Origin of the sequence: Basilea psittacipulmonis DSM 24701 (genome assembly GCF_000743945.1) — a bacterium.
In the GTDB taxonomy this organism is placed as follows: Bacteria; Pseudomonadota; Gammaproteobacteria; order Burkholderiales; family Burkholderiaceae_B; genus Basilea; species Basilea psittacipulmonis.
This window is the reverse complement of sequence record NZ_CP009238.1, coordinates 1,810,675-1,829,130: the sequence shown is the minus strand read 5'-3', so window position 1 is coordinate 1,829,130 and position 18,456 is coordinate 1,810,675. Positions and strand designations below refer to the sequence as shown.

Below are 18,456 nucleotides of genomic sequence, written 5' to 3'. Positions count from 1 at the left end.
CTACTTCCAGAATGAATAAAAGTTAAACCAATCAAAAGGGGCTTCAAGACACTTTTCTTCCAATGCTTTGATGAATTTTTGGGCATGCTCAGTGATGACAGCTTCTTTGTTTTGATGATTCCATTGGATGACGGGTGTTAAAGAAGATACCTGCAACTCGTAACCATGTTGTTTTTTAATACAGAACAGCATATTCACTTTGGTTTTGAGTAAGCCAGCTAGAATCCAAGGGCCTTGCGGAAATAAAGCACGATGACCTAAAAAATCTAATTCAATTACTTTCTCGCTTAAAACAGGTGTACGATCGCCTGCAATGACCACCCATTCGCCACGTTGCACTCTTTCGGATAGTTCGATAATAGTGGGCATATCAAGTTCTGTTACTTGTATCATGTTGATATTGCCTTGTTCTTGGTAAACGGCCTGATTGAATTTAACCGCATGTTTTTGGTGTATCAAGATGTTTAAAACAAAGTTTTGTTGCGTAGAAAGTAAGCGACAAATTTCGACATTCCCCAGATGAGAACAAATAAGAATTTCGCCTTTTTTAAGACCTTCTGTGCCTTGACGAATCGTTTGATAAATATGATCAGGGTCCACAATGGTGAGCTGTTCATAAGTGATCTTGCCTTGTCTGACCAAAAACCTATCTTGTATGGCATCAGCAAACCGCATAAATTGTTTAAATATAGATCCTCGCTTTAAAAAGGGGTTAGGAGAAAGTCGCGAACCCAAGTATTGTTGATAGGTTGCAATGGCAGCTTTCTCTTTGGGCGAGGTGAGATAAAAATAACTGACCACGATAATGGCGATAATTTTTATTAACCAAGTAGGGCAGTATCGAAGACAAAAGGCCGTAATTTTTAATGATAAGGACGTGCCTCTTTCTTGTTTTTTGGACCAGTGCATTTAAACCCCTTTCCCAGTGATTAAGCGGGCAAGCATGGTGAAAAATAAACGAGCGTGCATGGATGAAATGAGTAAGTTATCTTTTAGTGCCTTAAAGTGAGAAACACCGTTTTCTTCATAAGTTACTTGTGTCGGCACCCAGATAAAAGTAGCTTTTTCCCAATGAAGTTTAATCAAAATCTCAATATCAAACTCCATTCTGTCCCCTATTTTTGCAAGATTTAAACGCTTGATAAGGGAAAGTGGATAGAGTCGAAACCCGCACATGGCATCTTTGATGTCCAAAGAACAAGTGTTAATCGCTACCCAAAAATTGGTGATTTTGCGACCATATAATCTAGATTTTGGAGCAGTGTGATCGTATTGAGGATGGCCTAGAATCAAGGCATCAGGATGTTGATCAGCGTATTGAATAAATGTTTTTAAATCTTGCAGATTGTGTTGAGCATCCGCATCGACTTGAATGGCATGCGTGTAACCCAAGGCTTGTGCTTTTTCTAGGCCTGTTTTCACTGCGGCACCTTTGCCACCGTTTTGTTCACGATACATGATAGTGACTTGATCTATTGCTTTAAGTGGTTCAAGTGCCTTGAGGCCTGCTTCATTAGAACCATCATCGATAATCAGACAGGGTAATGACTGTGACAAAAGATGATGAACGACCTTTGCAATAGTATCTGGGTGGTTGTAGTAGGGGATTAATGCGATATATTTATTCATGGCTATCCCTGTAATGCACTCGTCCAGAAGAATAAGTAACCGATTCGGGTAAATCAACGCTTTGTATCGTAAATTGTATCTGTTTTTTGTCAGGCTGATGTGTCATGCTCAGTTTAATGGTGTCATGGGGTCTAAGAAATTGCTGGTATTTTAGGTTCACGATGCGATCGATCTGATAGGTATAACCAAAGTGTTTAGCTGCTTCAATCGCCCATTCCAACTGCACAACGCCAGGTACCAAAGGAAATTGAGCAAAATGCCCAGAAAAATAATGTAAATCCAATGGAATTTTGCCGATGGCGGTGTAGGTGTTTTCGTGATGGATTTCTTCATCCCATTCGACCTGTTTCGGTTTATGAATAAAACGATGTAATGCGTCTTTATCCAATTTGCTTTGGGTGTTTTTAGGTAATTCAGTTGTAAAACGCCAGAATCTGGGTACAAAAACAGGATCTAGTTTTTCATTTAAAAAGTCACGTAAGTGAGTCACCACGCTTTGTCTGCCTGAGTCCCTGAGTAACTGGATGCCATCTTGAGTGAGGGCGATCACTGCTACTAATCGTGTTTGCTGAGAATGAGGAAACACAAAGGTTTCTTTTACAAAAGAATGGGTATTAATAATGTGTTCGATTTCGTCTAAACTTGCACGTTTTTCGGCTAATTTAATCACTCTATCCATACGTCCATTTAAGGTAAATTGTCCATTTTCTTTTAGATGAATCCGATCGCCGATGGCCTGTGCTTGGTCGGTCCAATTGGATTGAATGACCGTTTGATCAGATGATGAGGTATCGATATGCACGCTGTGAAAAGGTTGCCATGCTTGATCGGATTGGCGAGTAGCAATCACGCCTGTTTCCGTGCTCCCGTATATTTCTTGAATGGGCATTAAGTTTTCTTTGAACAAATTAGCGGTTTTGGGTGGTAAGGGGCCACCTGACGAGATAATCAGGTCTATCGAGGGTTTTAATGTCTCCCAACCAGTGAACGCCTCGAAATGATTTAAACAACTGGGACTGCTAATCCATATGCAAGATCGTTTTTTTAAATGCGTTTGTTCGACTAAAAACTCGGGGTAAGTCAGTTGTTGAGGTACACAATCGGCTCCAGTGAATAATGACATCATCACCTTAAAGCTAAGTCCAAATAAATGTTGATGACTAACGCTGGCTAATAAATAATGATGTTTTTGAATGCTTAATACATCATTGATGGCATGAAATTCTGACTCAAACTGACGTAAAGTTTTTTTGATGATCTTGGATTCGCCACTGGATCCTGATGTTCTTAAATATAGAGAAGCATCAGGTGATAAGGGTTTGAGAAGTGCCGTTGCGGATGCTGAAAGTGACTGTGTGGGTGTCGCTTGAGAGGGGTTGTCTGATGATGAATGCAGGCAAGCCGTCTCATTATCTGAAAAAGGTAAATGAATGATAGGAATAGTGGATTCAATTATTTGATCGCTGAGTAAACAGTCTGCGGTATGGCTCCACTGAATGCTGGATTCGGATAAGTTAGGTAATAGTAAAACCTCACAACCTGCATGCCAAGCGGCGAGTAATGCTTGTGTAAACAGGTGGCTGTCATGGCACCATAAAGCGACTTTGGTATAAGACGATAGTTTCTGACTAAGTAAGAGTAATCCATTTAAAAACTGAGGATTGCTACGTTCAAAATGCTCAAGATGAAATGATGGATACAATAGATGCGACATAATTAAACCTTGATAATATACTTTCTATAAAGCCATTCACCGATAAATAATATACCCATGAGAATATAAGCGATAACACCAGTATATAAGGTCCACCATGTTAGATGAGTGTGTAAAAGAATGGCGGTAATCAGAATATTAAAAAGAAAAAATCCTATCCATACCTTGGTCACTTGACGCGTGTAATGCACGGCTTCTGGTGGTAAGTCTGGGTGTCTGAAACGAGCGATTTTTTCGATCACGGTTTGTTCAGACCAGAGACTTTGGGCAAAAATAATCAGCAATAGACTGCTGATAATAATCGGATACCAATAGGCCAAAGCGGACAAATTAAACGCAAAAATCAGAAAAAAGAATCCAGCAAGAACAAGGTTTCGATAGGGTTTCTCGGGTAATGCGACGATAAATTTTGATAAATATAAGCACGCTAATACGAGGAAAAAAGCACGTCGGGTAAGTGGGGAATGATTGAAATAAAGGATAAACGGATAGGCAATCATGATGATGATCAAAAGCCCATTAATGATTTTTTTCATTCGATCATTCCCGTGAATACCTAAGATGCAGAGGCGTTTAGTTTCGTATGCACAATTTTAACAACGTCTTCAACGGTTCTAACAGATTTAAAATCTTCTACTTGTAATTTATAGCCAGTTTCACGTTTGATATGATCCATCAAGTCAATCGCATCGATACTATCGATTTCAAGGTCTTCATAAAGATTGGCGTTTAAGGTGATTTTTTCAGGTTCAATTTCAAAAGTGTTTTCTAAAGCGTCTTTTAAGATGTTAAAAATTTCATTTTCTGTCATGATCTTATTCCTTGTTTTGTGAAGCGATATAGTTAGCTAAGGTAGCAACGCTGTAAAAGTTTTCTTTGATGTTTTGAGATTCACTATCCATGGTGATGCCATATTTTTTCTGTATGGCCAAACCTAATTCTAGAGCATCGACCGAATCTAAACCAAGTCCATCGCCAAATAATGGTGCATCAGTGTCGATATCTTCGGGGGTCATATCTTCTAATGAAAGCGTGTCAATAATTAGCTGTTTAATGGATAATGCTAAATCTGAATTCATTTCTTGAGTTCCTCAATAAAATAATTTTCCAAAAAGGTGTTTAGTTTGCGAGTCGCAATTGGGATAGGCTTTTCTTTTAGCCAATCTTGCGGATCAATATCCTCTCCCACTATAAATTCATAGAAGATTTTCTTTTCTGGTGCCTTATACCATGCTTGGCCTTTTTTCAGTGCGGGCGGATGCATTTTAATGACGACTGGGGTAATGACTTTGGCCCCTCTGACAGCAATCGCACAAGCCCCTCTATGAAATTGAATTTTACCATCTTGTTGCGTTCGCGTGCCTTCGGGAAAGATAAGTAACGATTCTCCATTTTGAAGGATGGAGGCACATTGGTCTAACATCTCAATCGAACCGTTGTTGGGGATAAAGCCACAGGCACGAATGGGGCTATTTAAAAAGATATTGCGAGATAGGCTTTCTTTGACCACGCAGTTTGAAGTTTTAATATGGGAAAACATAAACACCACATCCAGTAAAGAGGGGTGGTTACAAATAATGACTTGTCCAGGTCTTCCCAGTTTTTCTTGACCTATAAACTTAAAGTCTAATGCACCAATGAATTTTAAAAAATGAATATAGAACCACCAAATCTTTGAAATAAAGCGTCTGGCGGCTAGTTGGTTTTTTAAAGATGGTTTTCGGTAGATAAAAGGGATGAGTAAGATTTTGACTAATAAAACCGAAAAGAAACCAAAAGTAAAAAAACCGATCGCGGTGGCAATACTTCTCCAGACTCTGTTAAGCGACCATTTCGATGTCATGCTTTAGCTCCCATAACCACTGGCGACGGTAATCTTGAAGTGTATGCGTCCATTTTTTGTGATGTTGAAGTATGTGTTGGATATTATATAAAACCCCTTGATGATTAGAGGTCGATTCATGATCGGATAAGGTGTTTAAGCTTAGTTGTAGTTGGTCACCTTTTTCTAATAAAAAAGACGCAGCATAACTAAAAGGTGATTTTTGAACCATATAGTCATCAGGCATCGAGATATCGGGCGATTCTTCTGCATGGATGACCAAAACGGTTTGATGGCCTTGTTCGAGCATTAAATAGGCTTCCAAAAACGCATGCTCCAATCCATCCTGTTTGCAAGAAATCGCCGTCATATCGCTGGTATCTTTTTTGATGATAGACCATTGTCCGATAAGGGAGTTATGAACAGATAGCCCAAACGCGGTGGGAGAAAGCGGTTCTTGTCGGCTTAAACTATGCAGTAGTGAAAAGTTGCGAGAAATCTCACCATTGCTTGAAGAAAAAATAACGGGGTAGGAGCGGTCTTGCGTAATATCCCATGCTGATTTGAAACATATTCTTGCAAAAGGACTGAGTCGTCGGCGTAACATGGGCGGCAAAAAAGAGACATCGATCGCCATCGCTTCTTCGCTCAGGTAGCTCGGATCGTTTGCCCATTTTTCCCATGCTTGACTATCGGGTAATCGGGGTGAGATAAGGTTAAATTTTTGAATATTTAGAGAAAAACGGCTCATATCGTATGGGTGTTGACAAAGTAATGTTCATCGATATTCTATTGAAACATGGGATCTTTTGCAACCATCTGGATGCTGTTTATTTTATATATGTTTTTATTTTTATTAGGATTTGTTGGCATTCATCGGGTAAGGGGGCGGTAAGATGAAGCGGTGTTTGGGTCACGGGGTGCGGAATATCTAATTGGCAGGCGTGAAGAAACATACGTTTGAATCCTAATTGTTCAAACTGTTGGTTCGTCAGTTCGTCACCGTATTTGTCATCATTGATGATGGGATGTTGTTGAGAAGCTAAGTGGACGCGGATTTGGTGGGTGCGACCTGTTTTGATTTGACATTTAACGAGGCTACATAGGCCGTTATAACGTTCTTGTAGGCTAACAATGGTGTGAGCATACTTGCCCTGTTCTTTGTCCACCTTAACACGACGTTCACCGCTAGGCGTAAGGTATTTGTACAAAGGCAGTTTAATATGCTGGCGTTCATTAACCCAATCGCCTTTCACCAACGCTAGGTATTCTTTATTACCTTGTGAATGACGCATATAGTCTTGCAAAGTGACCAGTGCAGAACGTTTTTTTGCAATCATCAGTAAGCCTGATGTTTCTTTGTCAAGACGGTGAACAAGTTCTAAAAACTTGGCATCAGGGCGACTGGCACGAATCTGTTCTATCACGCCAAAAGAAACACCACTGCCTCCGTGAACAGCCACCCCAGCAGGTTTGTTAATCACCAATAACACCTCATCTTCATACACAATGGGGAAATGGGCTTGAGGAACCCAATTTGTATAGGTTTCTGACTTATCGGCCATGCGTAACGGCGGTATTCTCACCACATCACCAGGACTTAGACGTGTTTCTTGCTTGGCACGACCGCGATTAACTCTGACCTGCCCACTTCTAATCGCTTTGTAAAGATGACTTTTTGGTACACCTTTACAGATTTTGATCAAAAAGTTATCTAAACGTTGTCCATTTGAGGATTCGTCGATGGTCAAGAGTTGCACAGAATTTTGTGATTTATTTTTTTTAGAATCTTTATCCATGATAAAAAAACAGTCTATAATTAGTATGCCGTTAGAAAGACATGGTGTTGAGTATGCTCCGCCATCGATATTGTACGCTAAAAGATGTTGTTAAATAAGTTGATAACAACAAATACGTGCAAGTTATGTCTTTTTGTAGCTATCCATTGTCTTATTATGTTGTTTTAATGCGGTAGGAAGGACATATCATCTACTCACAGCCTAATAGAGATAATGTGTTGGTATGTTGATTGTGAGAATGAGACAGTAGTTGATGAAAAGATTTTTGGAAGTTGTTGATGACAGCTTTTATGGTAATTATATATAAGAATATCCCAAGGGTATGAATATAAGAATGATAAATTCTAACAGTGCTTCTCAAGCATAATCAAATCCCGATAGCTCCCGGTTGATAATGTATATTAAAGAACCATGGAGTAGAACATGAAACGTATGTTGTTTAACGCAACCCATCAAGAAGAGTTGCGTGTTGCGATTGTAGATGGCCAGAAACTGATTGATCTTGATATTGAGACATCAGGACGAGAACAACGAAAAGGTAATATCTACAAAGGTGTGGTCACCAGAATTGAACCAAGTTTAGAAGCCTGTTTTGTGAATTATGGTCATGATCGTCATGGCTTTTTACCGTTCAAAGAAATTTCTAGAAGTTATTTTAAAGAGGGTGTTGATGTTCGATCTGCTCGTATCCAAGATGCGATTGTAGAGGGACAGGAACTGATTATCCAAGTAGAGAAAGAAGAACGTGGCAATAAAGGGGCTGCGTTAACAACCTTTATTTCTTTGGCGGGTCGCTATCTTGTGTTAATGCCAAATAATCCTCGCGGAGGCGGTGTGTCTCGCCGTATTGAGGGAGAAGAGCGAGCAGAATTGCGCCAAGCGATGGACCAGTTGGATTTGCCAGCAGGTATGAGTATGATTGCTCGTACGGCAGGGATTGGTCGTACGGTAGAAGAATTACAATGGGATTTGCGTTATTTGCTTCAGTTGTGGACGGCCATCGATAATGCCGCGAAACAATACCCAGCACCGATTTTGATTTACCAAGAATCAAGCTTAGTGATTCGTGCGATCAGAGATTATTTTTCACCTGATATTAGTGAGATTTTGATTGATACAGATGAGATTACATCTCAGGTGTTGGCGTTCATGAAAGATGTGATGCCAGATAATCTCTCTAGAGTGAAACGTTACTATGATGAAGTGCCTTTGTTCTCCAGATTCCAGATTGAGCATCAGATAGAAACGGCGTATTCTCGTCATGTACAGCTTCCTTCAGGTGGATCGATCGTGATTGATCATACCGAAGCGTTGGTGGCCGTTGATGTGAACTCTGCCCGTTCAACTCGAGGTGGTGATATTGAAGAAACCGCTTTGAGAACGAACTTGGAGGCAGCTGAAGAGGTCGCTAGACAGCTAAGATTAAGAGACTTGGGTGGTTTGATCGTTATCGATTTTATCGATATGTTGGAAGCACGTAACCAAAGAGCGATTGAACAGTGCCTAAGAGATGCCTTGCGTGTGGACCGTGCAAGGGTTCAAATGGGCAAAATCTCTCGTTTTGGTTTGATGGAATTATCGCGTCAACGCCTACGTCCCTCGTTAAGTGAGGGCTCACATATTACTTGTCCTCGTTGTACAGGTACAGGGGTGATTCGCGATGTAGAATCTAGTGCTTTGAATGTCTTGCGTTTACTGCAAGAAGAGGCGATGAAAGAAAATACGGCTGCTATTCACGCTCAAGTACCTGTAGAGGTGGCTACTTTCTTAGTAAATGAAAAACGCATGGATCTGGTTAAGATGGAATCACGTTATCAGACCCAGATCGTGTTGTTGCCGAATAAGTATTTGGAAACGCCTCATCATATCATTGAACGTTTGCGTTATGATGACAGTCGATTGGATGAACCAACGATTACGCCTAATATGGTGCCACAGCCTGACACCCACGTAAAATGGGAAGGTGCAGAACCTAAGCAGTTAGTGAAAACTGAGGCGATTATTAAGCAAGTCAATCATGACCAACCTCCTCCTCAGATTTCTGATAAAGAACGTGCCAAATTGAAAAAGGCTAATAAACCAGGTTTATTGGCTCGTTTCTGGGCGTGGGTGACAGGTTCTCAAGCGAAGAAAACATCTAAAAAACGTGTGAAGAATCAGCAATCGAATCGTAATGGTGCGAAAAAGAATGTGAACACACGTAAACGTCAACAACGTCGTTCTGAAGAAAAGCCAGTGCAATTATCTCCTCAAGAAATTGCTGAAACGGCTAAAAAAGCGGATCCTAGACGTAATCGTAATGCGAAACCTAAACAGAATAACAAATCTGTTCCAGCTGAGAAACCATCGGAACCAACCGAATTAAAAGTGTCTCAAGAACCGATGGAGTCGTTGTTGGATGAAAAAACGCCACCCGTTTCATCAGAAGTGGCGACAGAACGAAAAACAGAAAGACGTGCTAACAATATGCGTCGCAACAGACGTCGTAATAACCGCAAGGAAGAGGCGGGTGCAGCGATGAATATTTTGAGCAACGATGAATTGCATGCGATTCAACATTACGTAGATGAACATCAGAATCAAGAACCGATAGTGATTGATTTGTCGGCCGATGATACTTGGGAGCCAAAGGTTAAAAAGGACAAAAAGTCTAAATTTAAGCCCCAAGAGGAAGCCTTGACTCATCAAGATACTGAACAGGTGGCATCAGAATCGCCTGCGGACCGTTCAGTGGCCACTGAGATAGTGGTTGATGAATCGTCGGCACAGGCTGAACCTGTAGCGGTGAATGAACCGCCAGTAGAACCTGTAGCGGTGAATGAATCGCCAGTAGAACCTGTGGAGCCTGTGGTGATGCCAGAGTCGCCTGTACAGACGGAAACGGTCTTGGTAGATGAACCTGTTACATCGCCAGACAAGGTGCTTGAACCACAGGAACAGGTAGTAAGTGAGGATTCAGAAAAACTGACGGTATCTCAAGCTGAGGTCGATGTGCCTGTGGAAACAGTTGAACCCGTAAGGTCTCAAGTCAGTGATGCCCAACCTTCTTCTGTGTCAATGGAAACAATGCGTCAAACGCTTAGCCAAACCGTTGCAGAAGTAGGCTTAGAGTGGGTGGAGACTAATCCTGAACTGGTAAAAGAAGTTGTCTTGCCGACCCCTACGTTTGGTCGCCCAAGACCGCCTGCTGTGGTGATTTCTAAAGAACCATTGATTCAGGTAGAAACTAAAAAATCATAGCAAATAGGCTTAAAAAAGAAGTCGGACATGAGAGGAAATGTGTCCGACTTTTTTTATTCTTATGGATAAAGAGGTCATCTTTGTTAATGTCTGGCAAACGGTGTGAAACATTAATTTTTGATGGTTATTATTTTGAGAATGATTTTTATTATATTAAAATATAAACCTTGTTTGCCTAGCGTTATGCTTATTGGATGATAACTTATCGTAATCGTTAAAAAATATCTTTTTCATACGAAATCAGTTAAAAAATCAATAATTGTAGTAGTCAATAAACAACACTTTAAAATAAATTTGCTTTGAAATTACTTTTAGGCTTGAAATCAAAATTGTTGTGTTATAACATAACTAAACATAAAGCTGATTTTTAAAGTTAGGCTGAGGGGGAAGAGATAGAAGTAGCGAAGCTACCTATATTGTCGGAAAAAGGAGTTAAGTTCGCCGAACTTATATTTGGTCAAGCAACGATTCCTTGTAAGCGCTTTGCAGTCCCATTTAGGGGACTGCGTTTTTTTTTGTTTGTAGATTTTTAGGCAAGAAATAGGAATAGACAAGGCTGTTTGTCAAGGTTCGGTATTTGCGTTTTTCGCCAAGCAGCCACGGTTTGTGTGCGTATCCATTCTTGAGAAGTGTTGATGTGACACGCTAAACAAAGACGAGTATTGGGATTTAGTGTTTTAAGTAGGGTGTCAATCATGCTCATATTTCTATAAGGTGTTTCGATAAAAATTTGAGTTTGGGAGAGTTTTTGGGAAAGCGATTCCCAATGTTTAAGCTGTTTGGCACGTTCTGCAGGGGCAATGGGAATATATCCGTGAAAAGCAAAGCGTTGTCCGTCTAAACCGCTAGCCATTAGGCCTAGAAGAATGGATGAGGGGCCCACCCAAGGAACCACTTTCCAATTCATTTCATGAGCTAAACGTACCGCCATGGCACCAGGATCCGCTACCGCAGGGCAACCCGCTTCGGACACAAGACCGATTTCGTTCTCAGGGCATTGTTGTAACCATGTTTTGATCTCGTTTAACGGTGTTTGGGCATTGAGTTCGTGGATGGTAATATCGCGAATAGTGTGAACCGTACCGATTTCTTTGAGATAAGCACGGGCGGTTTTGGCGTTTTCAGCGATGAAAAACTTGAGTTGACTGGCTAGTTTTTGACAATCGCTCGGTAACCACAAGCTACAAGGTGATTGACCGAGACTGACGGGAAGCAAGTGTAATGTTTTCATTTTGATGCGAGTAGTGTTGGATTTAAGCCACAATCTCTAAGCATGCGAGACAAAGCAATCAGAGGTAGTCCAATAATGGCGGTGGGATCATCGCTACGCATGTACTGCATAAGCGAAATACCTAAGCTTTCTGCTTTGGCACTGCCTGCGGTATCAAAAGGTTTTTCGGTATGAAGATAATGAGTGATCTCGTCGTCGCTTAGTTCGCGATACGCACAAATAGTCGGTACGTTTTCTCGATAAACAATGCGAGGCTGATGCTCGGCAACATGCCATCCATGGATTACCGTTAAAGCCGTGTGAAAATAGAGCGTTTGATTAGACTGGGCTTTTAGTTGTTGAAAAGCTGTCTCAAAATTTCCAGGTTTGCCAAGTACCTCATCGCCAAGACAAGCGACCTGATCAGAGCCTATAACGATGGCATCTGGGTGTGTTTGGGCAATGGCACATGCTTTTTCGTAGGACAAACGTAGTGCAAGATCCTGTGGAGACTCTTGTTGGTGGCGTGTTTCATCAATATCAGGGCTGATGGCTGTAAAGGGCAGCCCGAGACGTTTAAGCATCTCTTGTCGGTATTTTGAGGAAGAAGCTAATATCAAATGGAAGTGTTTCATTGACTTACTATATGAATTTAGGGTAATATACACAGTTTACCATTAATATGGGCTGATAATTTTAGCAGCTCAAAGAATTTTCGGTTTTGAGACGATAATCGTTTGTTGTTAACGTAAAACTGAAAGCCACGAGCTTAACGAGTTTATTAGGCATGTTGGTTAAAGATGATTAAGCACAATGATTTGATAATTGATAGCTTGGATTTTGCTCGAAAAGAGAAAAGCCTAAGTGGTTCGTTTCCTATAAAAAATTTGGAACGAGTGGTACGCGATCTGGAAGTCCCGCAGCAGCGAGATGGTCAGGACATTATGGTGACATGGTCTGTAAGAGGTCATACCGATAATGTTGGAAAGTCTTTTTTGACTTTATCAGTCAGTAGTGTGGTATTGTTGGTTTGCCAGCGTTGTACACAACCGTTTGACTTTGATTTGGAAAGTACGACCGTCCTAGAATTGGTATCAAAACCTGAAGATTTGGGTGATGATTCGATTGAATCAATTTGGGAAGAAGTTCAAAATGAAAAAGAACAGTCTTTCTTTAGTGATAAAATCTTATCAAGCACTCGATTGGATTTGTTGGAACTGATTGAAGATGAAGTGATTTTATCTTTGCCTTATGTTCCAAAGCATGAAGATTGCTCGGTTGAGCAAGATTCGGGTTCTGATGAAGCTTCATCAGATGAGAAAACTTCGCCTTTTGCAGTTTTGAAGAATTTAAAATTGCATTAGGCTTTTGATAAACATTTATTTTTTGGAGTCATTAAAATGGCTGTTCAACAGAATAAGAAAACCCCTTCTAAACGTGGTATGCACCGTTCACACGATCATTTAACGGCACCTGCTACAGCGATTGAAAAAACAACAGGTGAGGTACATCTTCCTCATCACATTAGCCCAAATGGTTTTTATCGCGGACGTAAAGTTCTTAAAACTAAGAACGACGAGTAATTAGGACATAGGCGCCTTTTATGGTGATCCCTATAGCGATTGACTGCATGGGTGGTGACCACGGTTTATCGGTTACCATTCCAGCAGCGGTAAAGGTGGCTAAGCTTCGCCCCCAAGTTAAATTTTTAGCGGTTGGAGATAGTCAGCTTATTACTGCTGCGTTATCTTCACAACCACAAGATGTTTTAGAGCGTTTTGAGATCATTCATGCTTCCGAGGTGGTGGCGATGGATGATACGGTGGAAGTGGCTTTGCGTCGTCGTCGTGACTCATCTATGCGAGTGGCTTTGAACCTTGTAAAAGAAGGTAAGGCCCTTGCTTGCGTGTCTGCAGGCAACACAGGGGCATTGATGGCGGTCGCTCGTTATGTTCTAAAAACGTTAAACGGCATTGATCGTCCTGCTATCTGTACTGGATTACCCCAAAAACTAGGTGGTAAGACAAATGTATTGGATTTAGGTGCTAACATAGATTGCACGGCCACGCATTTATTGCAGTTTGCAATTATGGGTGTGGCTAAAAGTAAAGCAGTCGATGGCCTAGAAAATCCTACGGTTGGTTTGCTAAACGTAGGTACTGAAGAGATTAAAGGCGGCGAAACGGTGAAAAACGCGGCAGAGTTATTGCGCCAAAGTGGTCTTAACTTTGTGGGGTTTGTAGAGGGTAACGACATTTTTACTGGTAAGGTAGATGTCGTGGTCTGTGACGGTTTCGTTGGAAATTCGGTTTTAAAAGCGGTAGAGGGGGCGGTACGTTTGATTGCCTCCACTCTAAAAGAAGAATATAAGAGAGGTTGGTGGAGTAAGCTGGCCGCTCTTTTTTCAATGGGCGTCATTAGTCGTTTGCGTAAACGTTTAGACAATCGCAGTTATAATGGTGCTATGCTATTAGGTCTAAATGGTATTGTCGTTAAAAGCCATGGTTCAGCGGATATTTTTTCTTTTTCCTGTGCTTTGGATAATGCTATTGAGGCCGCTAGCCACAAGATGTTGGACCAAATCGGTTCCGTTTTAAATGAAATTAGTACTCGTGATGATGTTGCTCATAATGGCGAGAAAGTAGAAACATTAAAAGAGCAGAAAGTTTAGGAGGTCACGATGGTCTTTGCAAAGATTATTGGCACAGGGAGCTATCTTCCCAAGAATGTCGTTACAAATGATGATCTTGCCGAACGCTTAGCGAAATTGGGTGTGGAAACATCGGATGAATGGATTTACACTCGCACAGGTATTAAACAACGATATATTGCAGAAGAGGGAGAGCTTTCTTCTGATTTAGCCAGTGCAGCGGCAAGAAACGCTTTAGAACGTGCAAACATTTCCCCTCAAGAGATTGATTTAGTCGTGGTAGCAACCACAACACCTGATAACACCTTTCCAAGCACAGCTTGTATGGTCCAAAGTAAATTAGGCATAAAAGGCCCTGCTTTTGACGTGCAAGCCGTCTGTAGTGGCTTTGTTTACGCTTTGTCTGTTGCTAATAACGCCATTCGTTGTGGTGAAGCAAAATGCGTGTTGGTAATTGGTGCCGAAGTTTTTTCACGTATTCTAGATTGGTCTGATAGACGCACATGTGTGCTGTTTGGTGATGGATCAGGTGCCGTTGTGCTAAAAGCCAGTGAAGAGGCGGGAATCATTGCGACCGATTTAGGAGCAGATGGTAGCCTAAATGGCATTTTGCATACAACAGGGCATATTGCAAATGGACAGATTGAAGGTAATCCTTACGTCCAAATGGATGGACAGGCTGTTTTCAAACAAGCTGTCACAAATTTAGAAAAATCGGCTGTAAAAGTTTTTGAAAAAGCAGGACTGCCTTTTGATGCATTGGACTGGCTCGTACCTCATCAAGCCAATATCCGTATTATGCAATCATTAGGTAAGAAGCTTGGACTGGATGAATCCCATATCGTCGTTACGGTAAGTCGTCATGCAAATACCTCGGCGGCATCCGTACCTTTAGCATTGGATACAGCGGTGCGTGCTGGCGATATTAAAGAGGGCCAATTGCTATTATTACAAGGTGTCGGTGGTGGCTTTACTTGGGGTTCTGTGTTAGTTCGCATGTAATGAATGTTTTGAGGTAATGAATATGAAACTTGCTTTTTTATTTCCTGGACAAGGTTCACAAACCGTTGGTATGTTAGATGCTTGGTCTGATAATGAACAGGTTAAGGAAGTGATGCAGCTAGCAGATCAGGCTTTATCACAAGATTTATCAGGATTGATTAAAAACGGCCCTGCTGAAGATTTGAATTTAACGACGAATACACAACCTGCGATGTTGGCAGCCAGTGTGGCGATGTATCGTGCTTATTTGGCAAAAGGCGGTCGTCAGCCTGATTGCATGGCGGGTCACAGCTTGGGTGAGTATTCTGCTTTGACCGCTGCGGGAACCTTTAAACTAGAGGATGCCGTGCGTTTGGTACGTGTGCGTGCTGACGCGATGCAAGCCCAAGTACCAGTAGGAGTAGGTGCGATGGCGGCGATTATTGGTCTAGATGATGAGACCGTCATAGATGTTTGCTCAAAAGCAGCAGAGGGTGATGTGGTTCAGGCGGTGAACTTTAATGCACCGTCTCAAGTGGTGATTGCAGGACATAAAACAGCCGTGGAACGTGCTTGTGAACTCGCTAAAGCGGCAGGTGCAAAACGTGCGTTATTATTGCCTGTATCGGCACCATTTCACTCACGTTTATTGGAACCAGTAGGTAAAATTTTAGAAAACTTCATGAGCACCATCCAAGTAAATATGCCGACTGTTCCCATTATTAATAACGTTGATGTCGGTGTCAGTACCAGCCCATCGGAGATAGTAGATGCTTTATCGCGTCAAGCGTGGCATCCAGTGCGTTGGGTAGAGACGATTAAGCATTTACACGCCCAAGGAGTTACTCATGTGGTGGAATGCGGTCCAGGTAAAGTATTAGTGGGGTTGATGAAACGTATTGAACCAAGCATGACGGCTTTATCAATCACGGATCCAGAGTCATTACAAGCGACTTTGGAAGCGTTAAGCGTTTAGGAGAAACGAATATGTCAACATTAACAGGTAAAATTGCATTGGTGACAGGTGCCACTCGTGGTATTGGTAAAGCCATTGCACTTGCTTTAGCACAACAAGGTGCCAAAGTCATCGGTACAGCCACATCAGATAGCGGTGCTGAAACGATTTCTGAAACATTAGCTCCTTACGGTGGCAAAGGCGTTAAGTTAGATGTCACGAATGCAGCTGAGTGTGATGCGTTGTTAGCTGAGTTAGCAACAGAGGGCGGTCCTTATGTATTGGTAAATAATGCAGGGATTACGCGTGATAACTTGGCAATGCGTATGAAAGATGAAGACTGGGATGCGGTGATCGCAACGAATTTGACTTCTATTTTCCGCCTCAGTCGTGGTGTGCTAAAAGTGATGATGAAAGCACGCGAAGGCCGTATTATCAACATTACTTCGGTAGTGGGAGCAAGCGGCAATCCGGGGCAGGCTAACTATGCGGCCGCCAAAGCAGGGGTGACAGGGATGACTAAAGCCTTGGCACGTGAATTAGGTAGTCGTAATATTACTGTTAACTGCGTGGCCCCAGGCTTTGTGGAAACGGATATGACGCGTGCATTAGGCGAAAAACAAACAGATGCATTGTTAAGCCAGATTCCTTTAGGTCGTTTAGGTCAGCCAGACGATGTGGCTAATGCAGTTGCGTTTTTAGCAAGCCCAGCTTCAGGTTATATCACAGGTGCTACCATCCATGTGAATGGTGGTATGTACATGGAATAATTTTTTGATTTCGTATTTTATACAGTTACATTTTTTTTCGTTATTGTATAAAATACACTTACCTAGAAGAGTAGCTGTAAGAGGTTACTTGTGTTTAACAAAACCGTCATCATGATGACGATTACTTTAGGGGATATCCCTTTAAATTGGAGATTTACATGGAAAGCATCGAACAACGAGTCAAGAACATTGTTGCCAATCAGTTAGGTGTTAAAGAAGCAGAAGTGAATAACACTTCATCTTTCCTTGACGATTTGGGTGCCGATTCTCTTGATATGGTAGAGTTGGTAATGGCTCTTGAAGATGAATTTGGCACACCTATTCCTGATGAAGAAGCTGAAAAAATTACAACAGTTCAACAGGCAATCGACTATATTGTTCAAAACCAAAAGTAATCAAAGATAACGATTCGTGAGGCGATTCGTCTCACGAATCTCACCTAGGAGTTCTCAGTGCAAAGACGTGTTGTCATTACTGGGTTAGGTATCGTTAGCCCTGTGGGTAATACGATTGAAACAGCGTGGGATAGTATTGTTAATGGTCGTAGTGGTATTACGAACATTACTCGTTTCGATACGACAGGTTTTACCACCACCATCGCTGGAGAAGTGAAAGATTTTGACGTATCAACATACCTGAACCCGAAAGAAGCTCGCCAGATGGATACCTTTATTCATTATGGTATTGTAGCTGGTTTACAAGCGTGGGCGGATTCTGGTTTAGAGGTAACAGAAGAAAATGCAGAACGCATCGGTGCGATCGTGAGTTCTGGTATCGGTGGCTTACCTCGTATTGAACAAACAGAAGAAATGTACATTAATAAAGGACCTAGCCGTATCAGTCCTTATTTTGTACCAGGCTCTTTGATTAATTTGATTTCAGGACATTTGAGCATCCGTTTAGGACTCAAGGGTCCAAGCTATGCTGTTGTATCGGCATGTACAACAGGCTTACACTCAATTGGCGATGCTGCACGTCTCATTGCTTATGGTGATGCAGATGTGATGATCGCAGGTGGTGCAGAATCTACCGTGTCTCCTTTGGGAATTGGTGGGTTTGCTGCTATGCACGCCTTATCTCGTAGAAATGATGATCCAGCGACAGCTTCTCGTCCATGGGACAAAGATCGTGATGGCTTTGTATTGGGTGAAGGTGCAGGTGTGCTGGTTTTAGAAGAATATGAACATGCGGTAAAACGCGGTGCTCGTATTTACGGTGAGTTTGTTGGCTACGGAATGAGTTCAGATGCTCATCATATTACAGCCCCAAATGCAGATGGTCCAGCTAGAGGTATTCGTAATGCTTTGCGTGATGCAGGTATTAATGCTGATCAGATTCAGTATGTGAATGCTCACGGTACATCGACTCCTTTGGGAGATAAGAATGAGTCAAATGCTTTGAAATTAGCATTAGGCGATCATGCTTATAAAACAGTCGTGAACTCTACTAAATCCATGACAGGACATTTGTTGGGAGCTGCTGGTGGTATTGAAGCCGTATTTACCACGCTTGCGGTTCATCATCAGATTTCTCCACCAACTATCAATATCTTTAACCAAGATCCTGAATGTGATCTGGATTATTGTGCGAACGAAGCTAGAAACTTGAAGATAGATTATGCTTTATCTAATTCATTCGGGTTTGGTGGCACAAATGGTTCGATGATTGTTAAGAAGTTATAAAGGT

At 41.7% G+C, this 18,456-nt stretch carries 20 protein-coding genes; 9 read left to right on the top strand and 11 right to left on the bottom strand.

Going from position 1 to position 18,456, the window contains the following annotated elements; genetic code table 11:
- The 9 genes from IX83_RS07840 to IX83_RS07800 all read right to left on the bottom strand — a co-directional run bounded on the left by IX83_RS07840 (position 1) and on the right by IX83_RS07800 (position 6,964).
- Complete coding sequence (locus IX83_RS07840) at positions 1–909, bottom strand: LpxL/LpxP family acyltransferase (protein ID WP_038501113.1); 909 nt, start codon at positions 907–909, stop codon at positions 1–3.
- Positions 910–1,629: a glycosyltransferase family 2 protein gene (locus IX83_RS07835; RefSeq protein ID WP_038501110.1), complete on the bottom strand. Its 720-nt coding sequence runs from the start codon at positions 1,627–1,629 to the stop codon at positions 910–912.
- The gene (locus IX83_RS07830; protein WP_038501107.1) at positions 1,622–3,343 is read right to left on the bottom strand and encodes an AMP-binding protein; all 1,722 of its coding nucleotides are present in this window, start codon (positions 3,341–3,343) and stop codon (positions 1,622–1,624) included. Before IX83_RS07830 ends, IX83_RS07835 begins: the two co-directional genes overlap by 8 nt.
- A gap of 2 nt (positions 3,344–3,345) precedes the next feature.
- A complete protein-coding gene (locus tag IX83_RS07825; protein WP_038501105.1) occupies positions 3,346–3,879 on the bottom strand; it encodes a COG4648 family protein in 534 nt (177 codons plus the stop codon).
- Between the two features lie 20 nt (positions 3,880–3,899).
- A complete protein-coding gene (locus IX83_RS07820; protein WP_038501102.1) occupies positions 3,900–4,154 on the bottom strand; it encodes an acyl carrier protein in 255 nt (84 codons plus the stop codon).
- A 4-nt stretch (positions 4,155–4,158) separates the two neighbouring features.
- Positions 4,159–4,422, bottom strand: coding sequence for a phosphopantetheine-binding protein (locus IX83_RS07815; protein ID WP_038501099.1), 264 nt, complete (start codon positions 4,420–4,422; stop codon positions 4,159–4,161).
- Entirely contained in the window at positions 4,419–5,186 is a 768-nt protein-coding gene (locus IX83_RS07810; RefSeq protein WP_038501096.1) for a lysophospholipid acyltransferase family protein, read from the bottom strand. The genes IX83_RS07815 and IX83_RS07810 overlap by 4 nt, the downstream gene beginning before the upstream one ends.
- Positions 5,164–5,916, bottom strand: a complete 753-nt coding sequence (locus tag IX83_RS07805; RefSeq protein ID WP_051919561.1) for a beta-ketoacyl synthase chain length factor — start codon at positions 5,914–5,916, stop codon at positions 5,164–5,166. The genes IX83_RS07810 and IX83_RS07805 overlap by 23 nt, the downstream gene beginning before the upstream one ends.
- Positions 5,917–5,995: 79 nt before the next feature.
- Positions 5,996–6,964: an RluA family pseudouridine synthase gene (locus IX83_RS07800; protein WP_038501093.1), complete on the bottom strand. Its 969-nt coding sequence runs from the start codon at positions 6,962–6,964 to the stop codon at positions 5,996–5,998.
- A 423-nt stretch (positions 6,965–7,387) separates the two neighbouring features.
- Between IX83_RS07800 and IX83_RS07795 the strand changes: the two genes are divergently transcribed.
- Positions 7,388–10,204 carry an Rne/Rng family ribonuclease gene (locus IX83_RS07795; protein ID WP_038501090.1) on the top strand — a complete coding sequence of 939 codons (2,817 nt, stop codon included), beginning with the start codon at positions 7,388–7,390 and terminating at the stop codon, positions 10,202–10,204.
- 529 nt (positions 10,205–10,733) lie between these two features.
- On the opposite strand, the gene IX83_RS07790 is transcribed toward IX83_RS07795, so the two are convergent.
- The gene (locus IX83_RS07790; RefSeq protein WP_038501087.1) at positions 10,734–11,435 is read right to left on the bottom strand and encodes an SAM-dependent methyltransferase; all 702 of its coding nucleotides are present in this window, start codon (positions 11,433–11,435) and stop codon (positions 10,734–10,736) included.
- A complete protein-coding gene (locus IX83_RS07785) occupies positions 11,432–12,049 on the bottom strand; it encodes a Maf family protein (protein WP_038501084.1) in 618 nt (205 codons plus the stop codon). Before IX83_RS07785 ends, IX83_RS07790 begins: the two co-directional genes overlap by 4 nt.
- Before the next feature lie 165 nt (positions 12,050–12,214).
- On the opposite strand from IX83_RS07785, the gene IX83_RS07780 reads away from it, so the two are divergent.
- The 8 genes from IX83_RS07780 (at position 12,215) to fabF (ending at position 18,452) form a co-directional block, all read left to right on the top strand.
- Positions 12,215–12,778 carry a YceD family protein gene (locus IX83_RS07780; RefSeq protein ID WP_038501081.1) on the top strand — a complete coding sequence of 188 codons (564 nt, stop codon included), beginning with the start codon at positions 12,215–12,217 and terminating at the stop codon, positions 12,776–12,778.
- A 36-nt stretch (positions 12,779–12,814) separates the two neighbouring features.
- Entirely contained in the window at positions 12,815–12,997 is a 183-nt protein-coding gene (gene rpmF / locus IX83_RS07775) for a 50S ribosomal protein L32 (protein ID WP_038501078.1), read from the top strand.
- A gap of 23 nt (positions 12,998–13,020) precedes the next feature.
- On the top strand, positions 13,021–14,085 hold the full coding sequence (plsX, locus tag IX83_RS07770) for a phosphate acyltransferase PlsX (protein ID WP_038501845.1): 1,065 nt from the start codon (positions 13,021–13,023) through the stop codon (positions 14,083–14,085).
- Positions 14,086–14,094: 9 nt separating this feature from the next.
- Positions 14,095–15,066: a beta-ketoacyl-ACP synthase III gene (locus IX83_RS07765; RefSeq protein ID WP_038501075.1), complete on the top strand. Its 972-nt coding sequence runs from the start codon at positions 14,095–14,097 to the stop codon at positions 15,064–15,066.
- A 22-nt stretch (positions 15,067–15,088) separates the two neighbouring features.
- Positions 15,089–16,021: an ACP S-malonyltransferase gene (gene fabD / locus IX83_RS07760; RefSeq protein ID WP_038501842.1), complete on the top strand. Its 933-nt coding sequence runs from the start codon at positions 15,089–15,091 to the stop codon at positions 16,019–16,021.
- Positions 16,022–16,032: 11 nt separating this feature from the next.
- The gene (gene fabG, locus IX83_RS07755) at positions 16,033–16,770 is read left to right on the top strand and encodes a 3-oxoacyl-ACP reductase FabG (protein WP_038501072.1); all 738 of its coding nucleotides are present in this window, start codon (positions 16,033–16,035) and stop codon (positions 16,768–16,770) included.
- 158 nt (positions 16,771–16,928) lie between these two features.
- On the top strand, positions 16,929–17,165 hold the full coding sequence (gene acpP / locus IX83_RS07750; RefSeq protein ID WP_038501069.1) for an acyl carrier protein: 237 nt from the start codon (positions 16,929–16,931) through the stop codon (positions 17,163–17,165).
- A gap of 57 nt (positions 17,166–17,222) precedes the next feature.
- Positions 17,223–18,452, top strand: coding sequence for a beta-ketoacyl-ACP synthase II (gene fabF, locus IX83_RS07745; protein WP_038501066.1), 1,230 nt, complete (start codon positions 17,223–17,225; stop codon positions 18,450–18,452).
- Positions 18,453–18,456 lie beyond the last annotated feature (4 nt).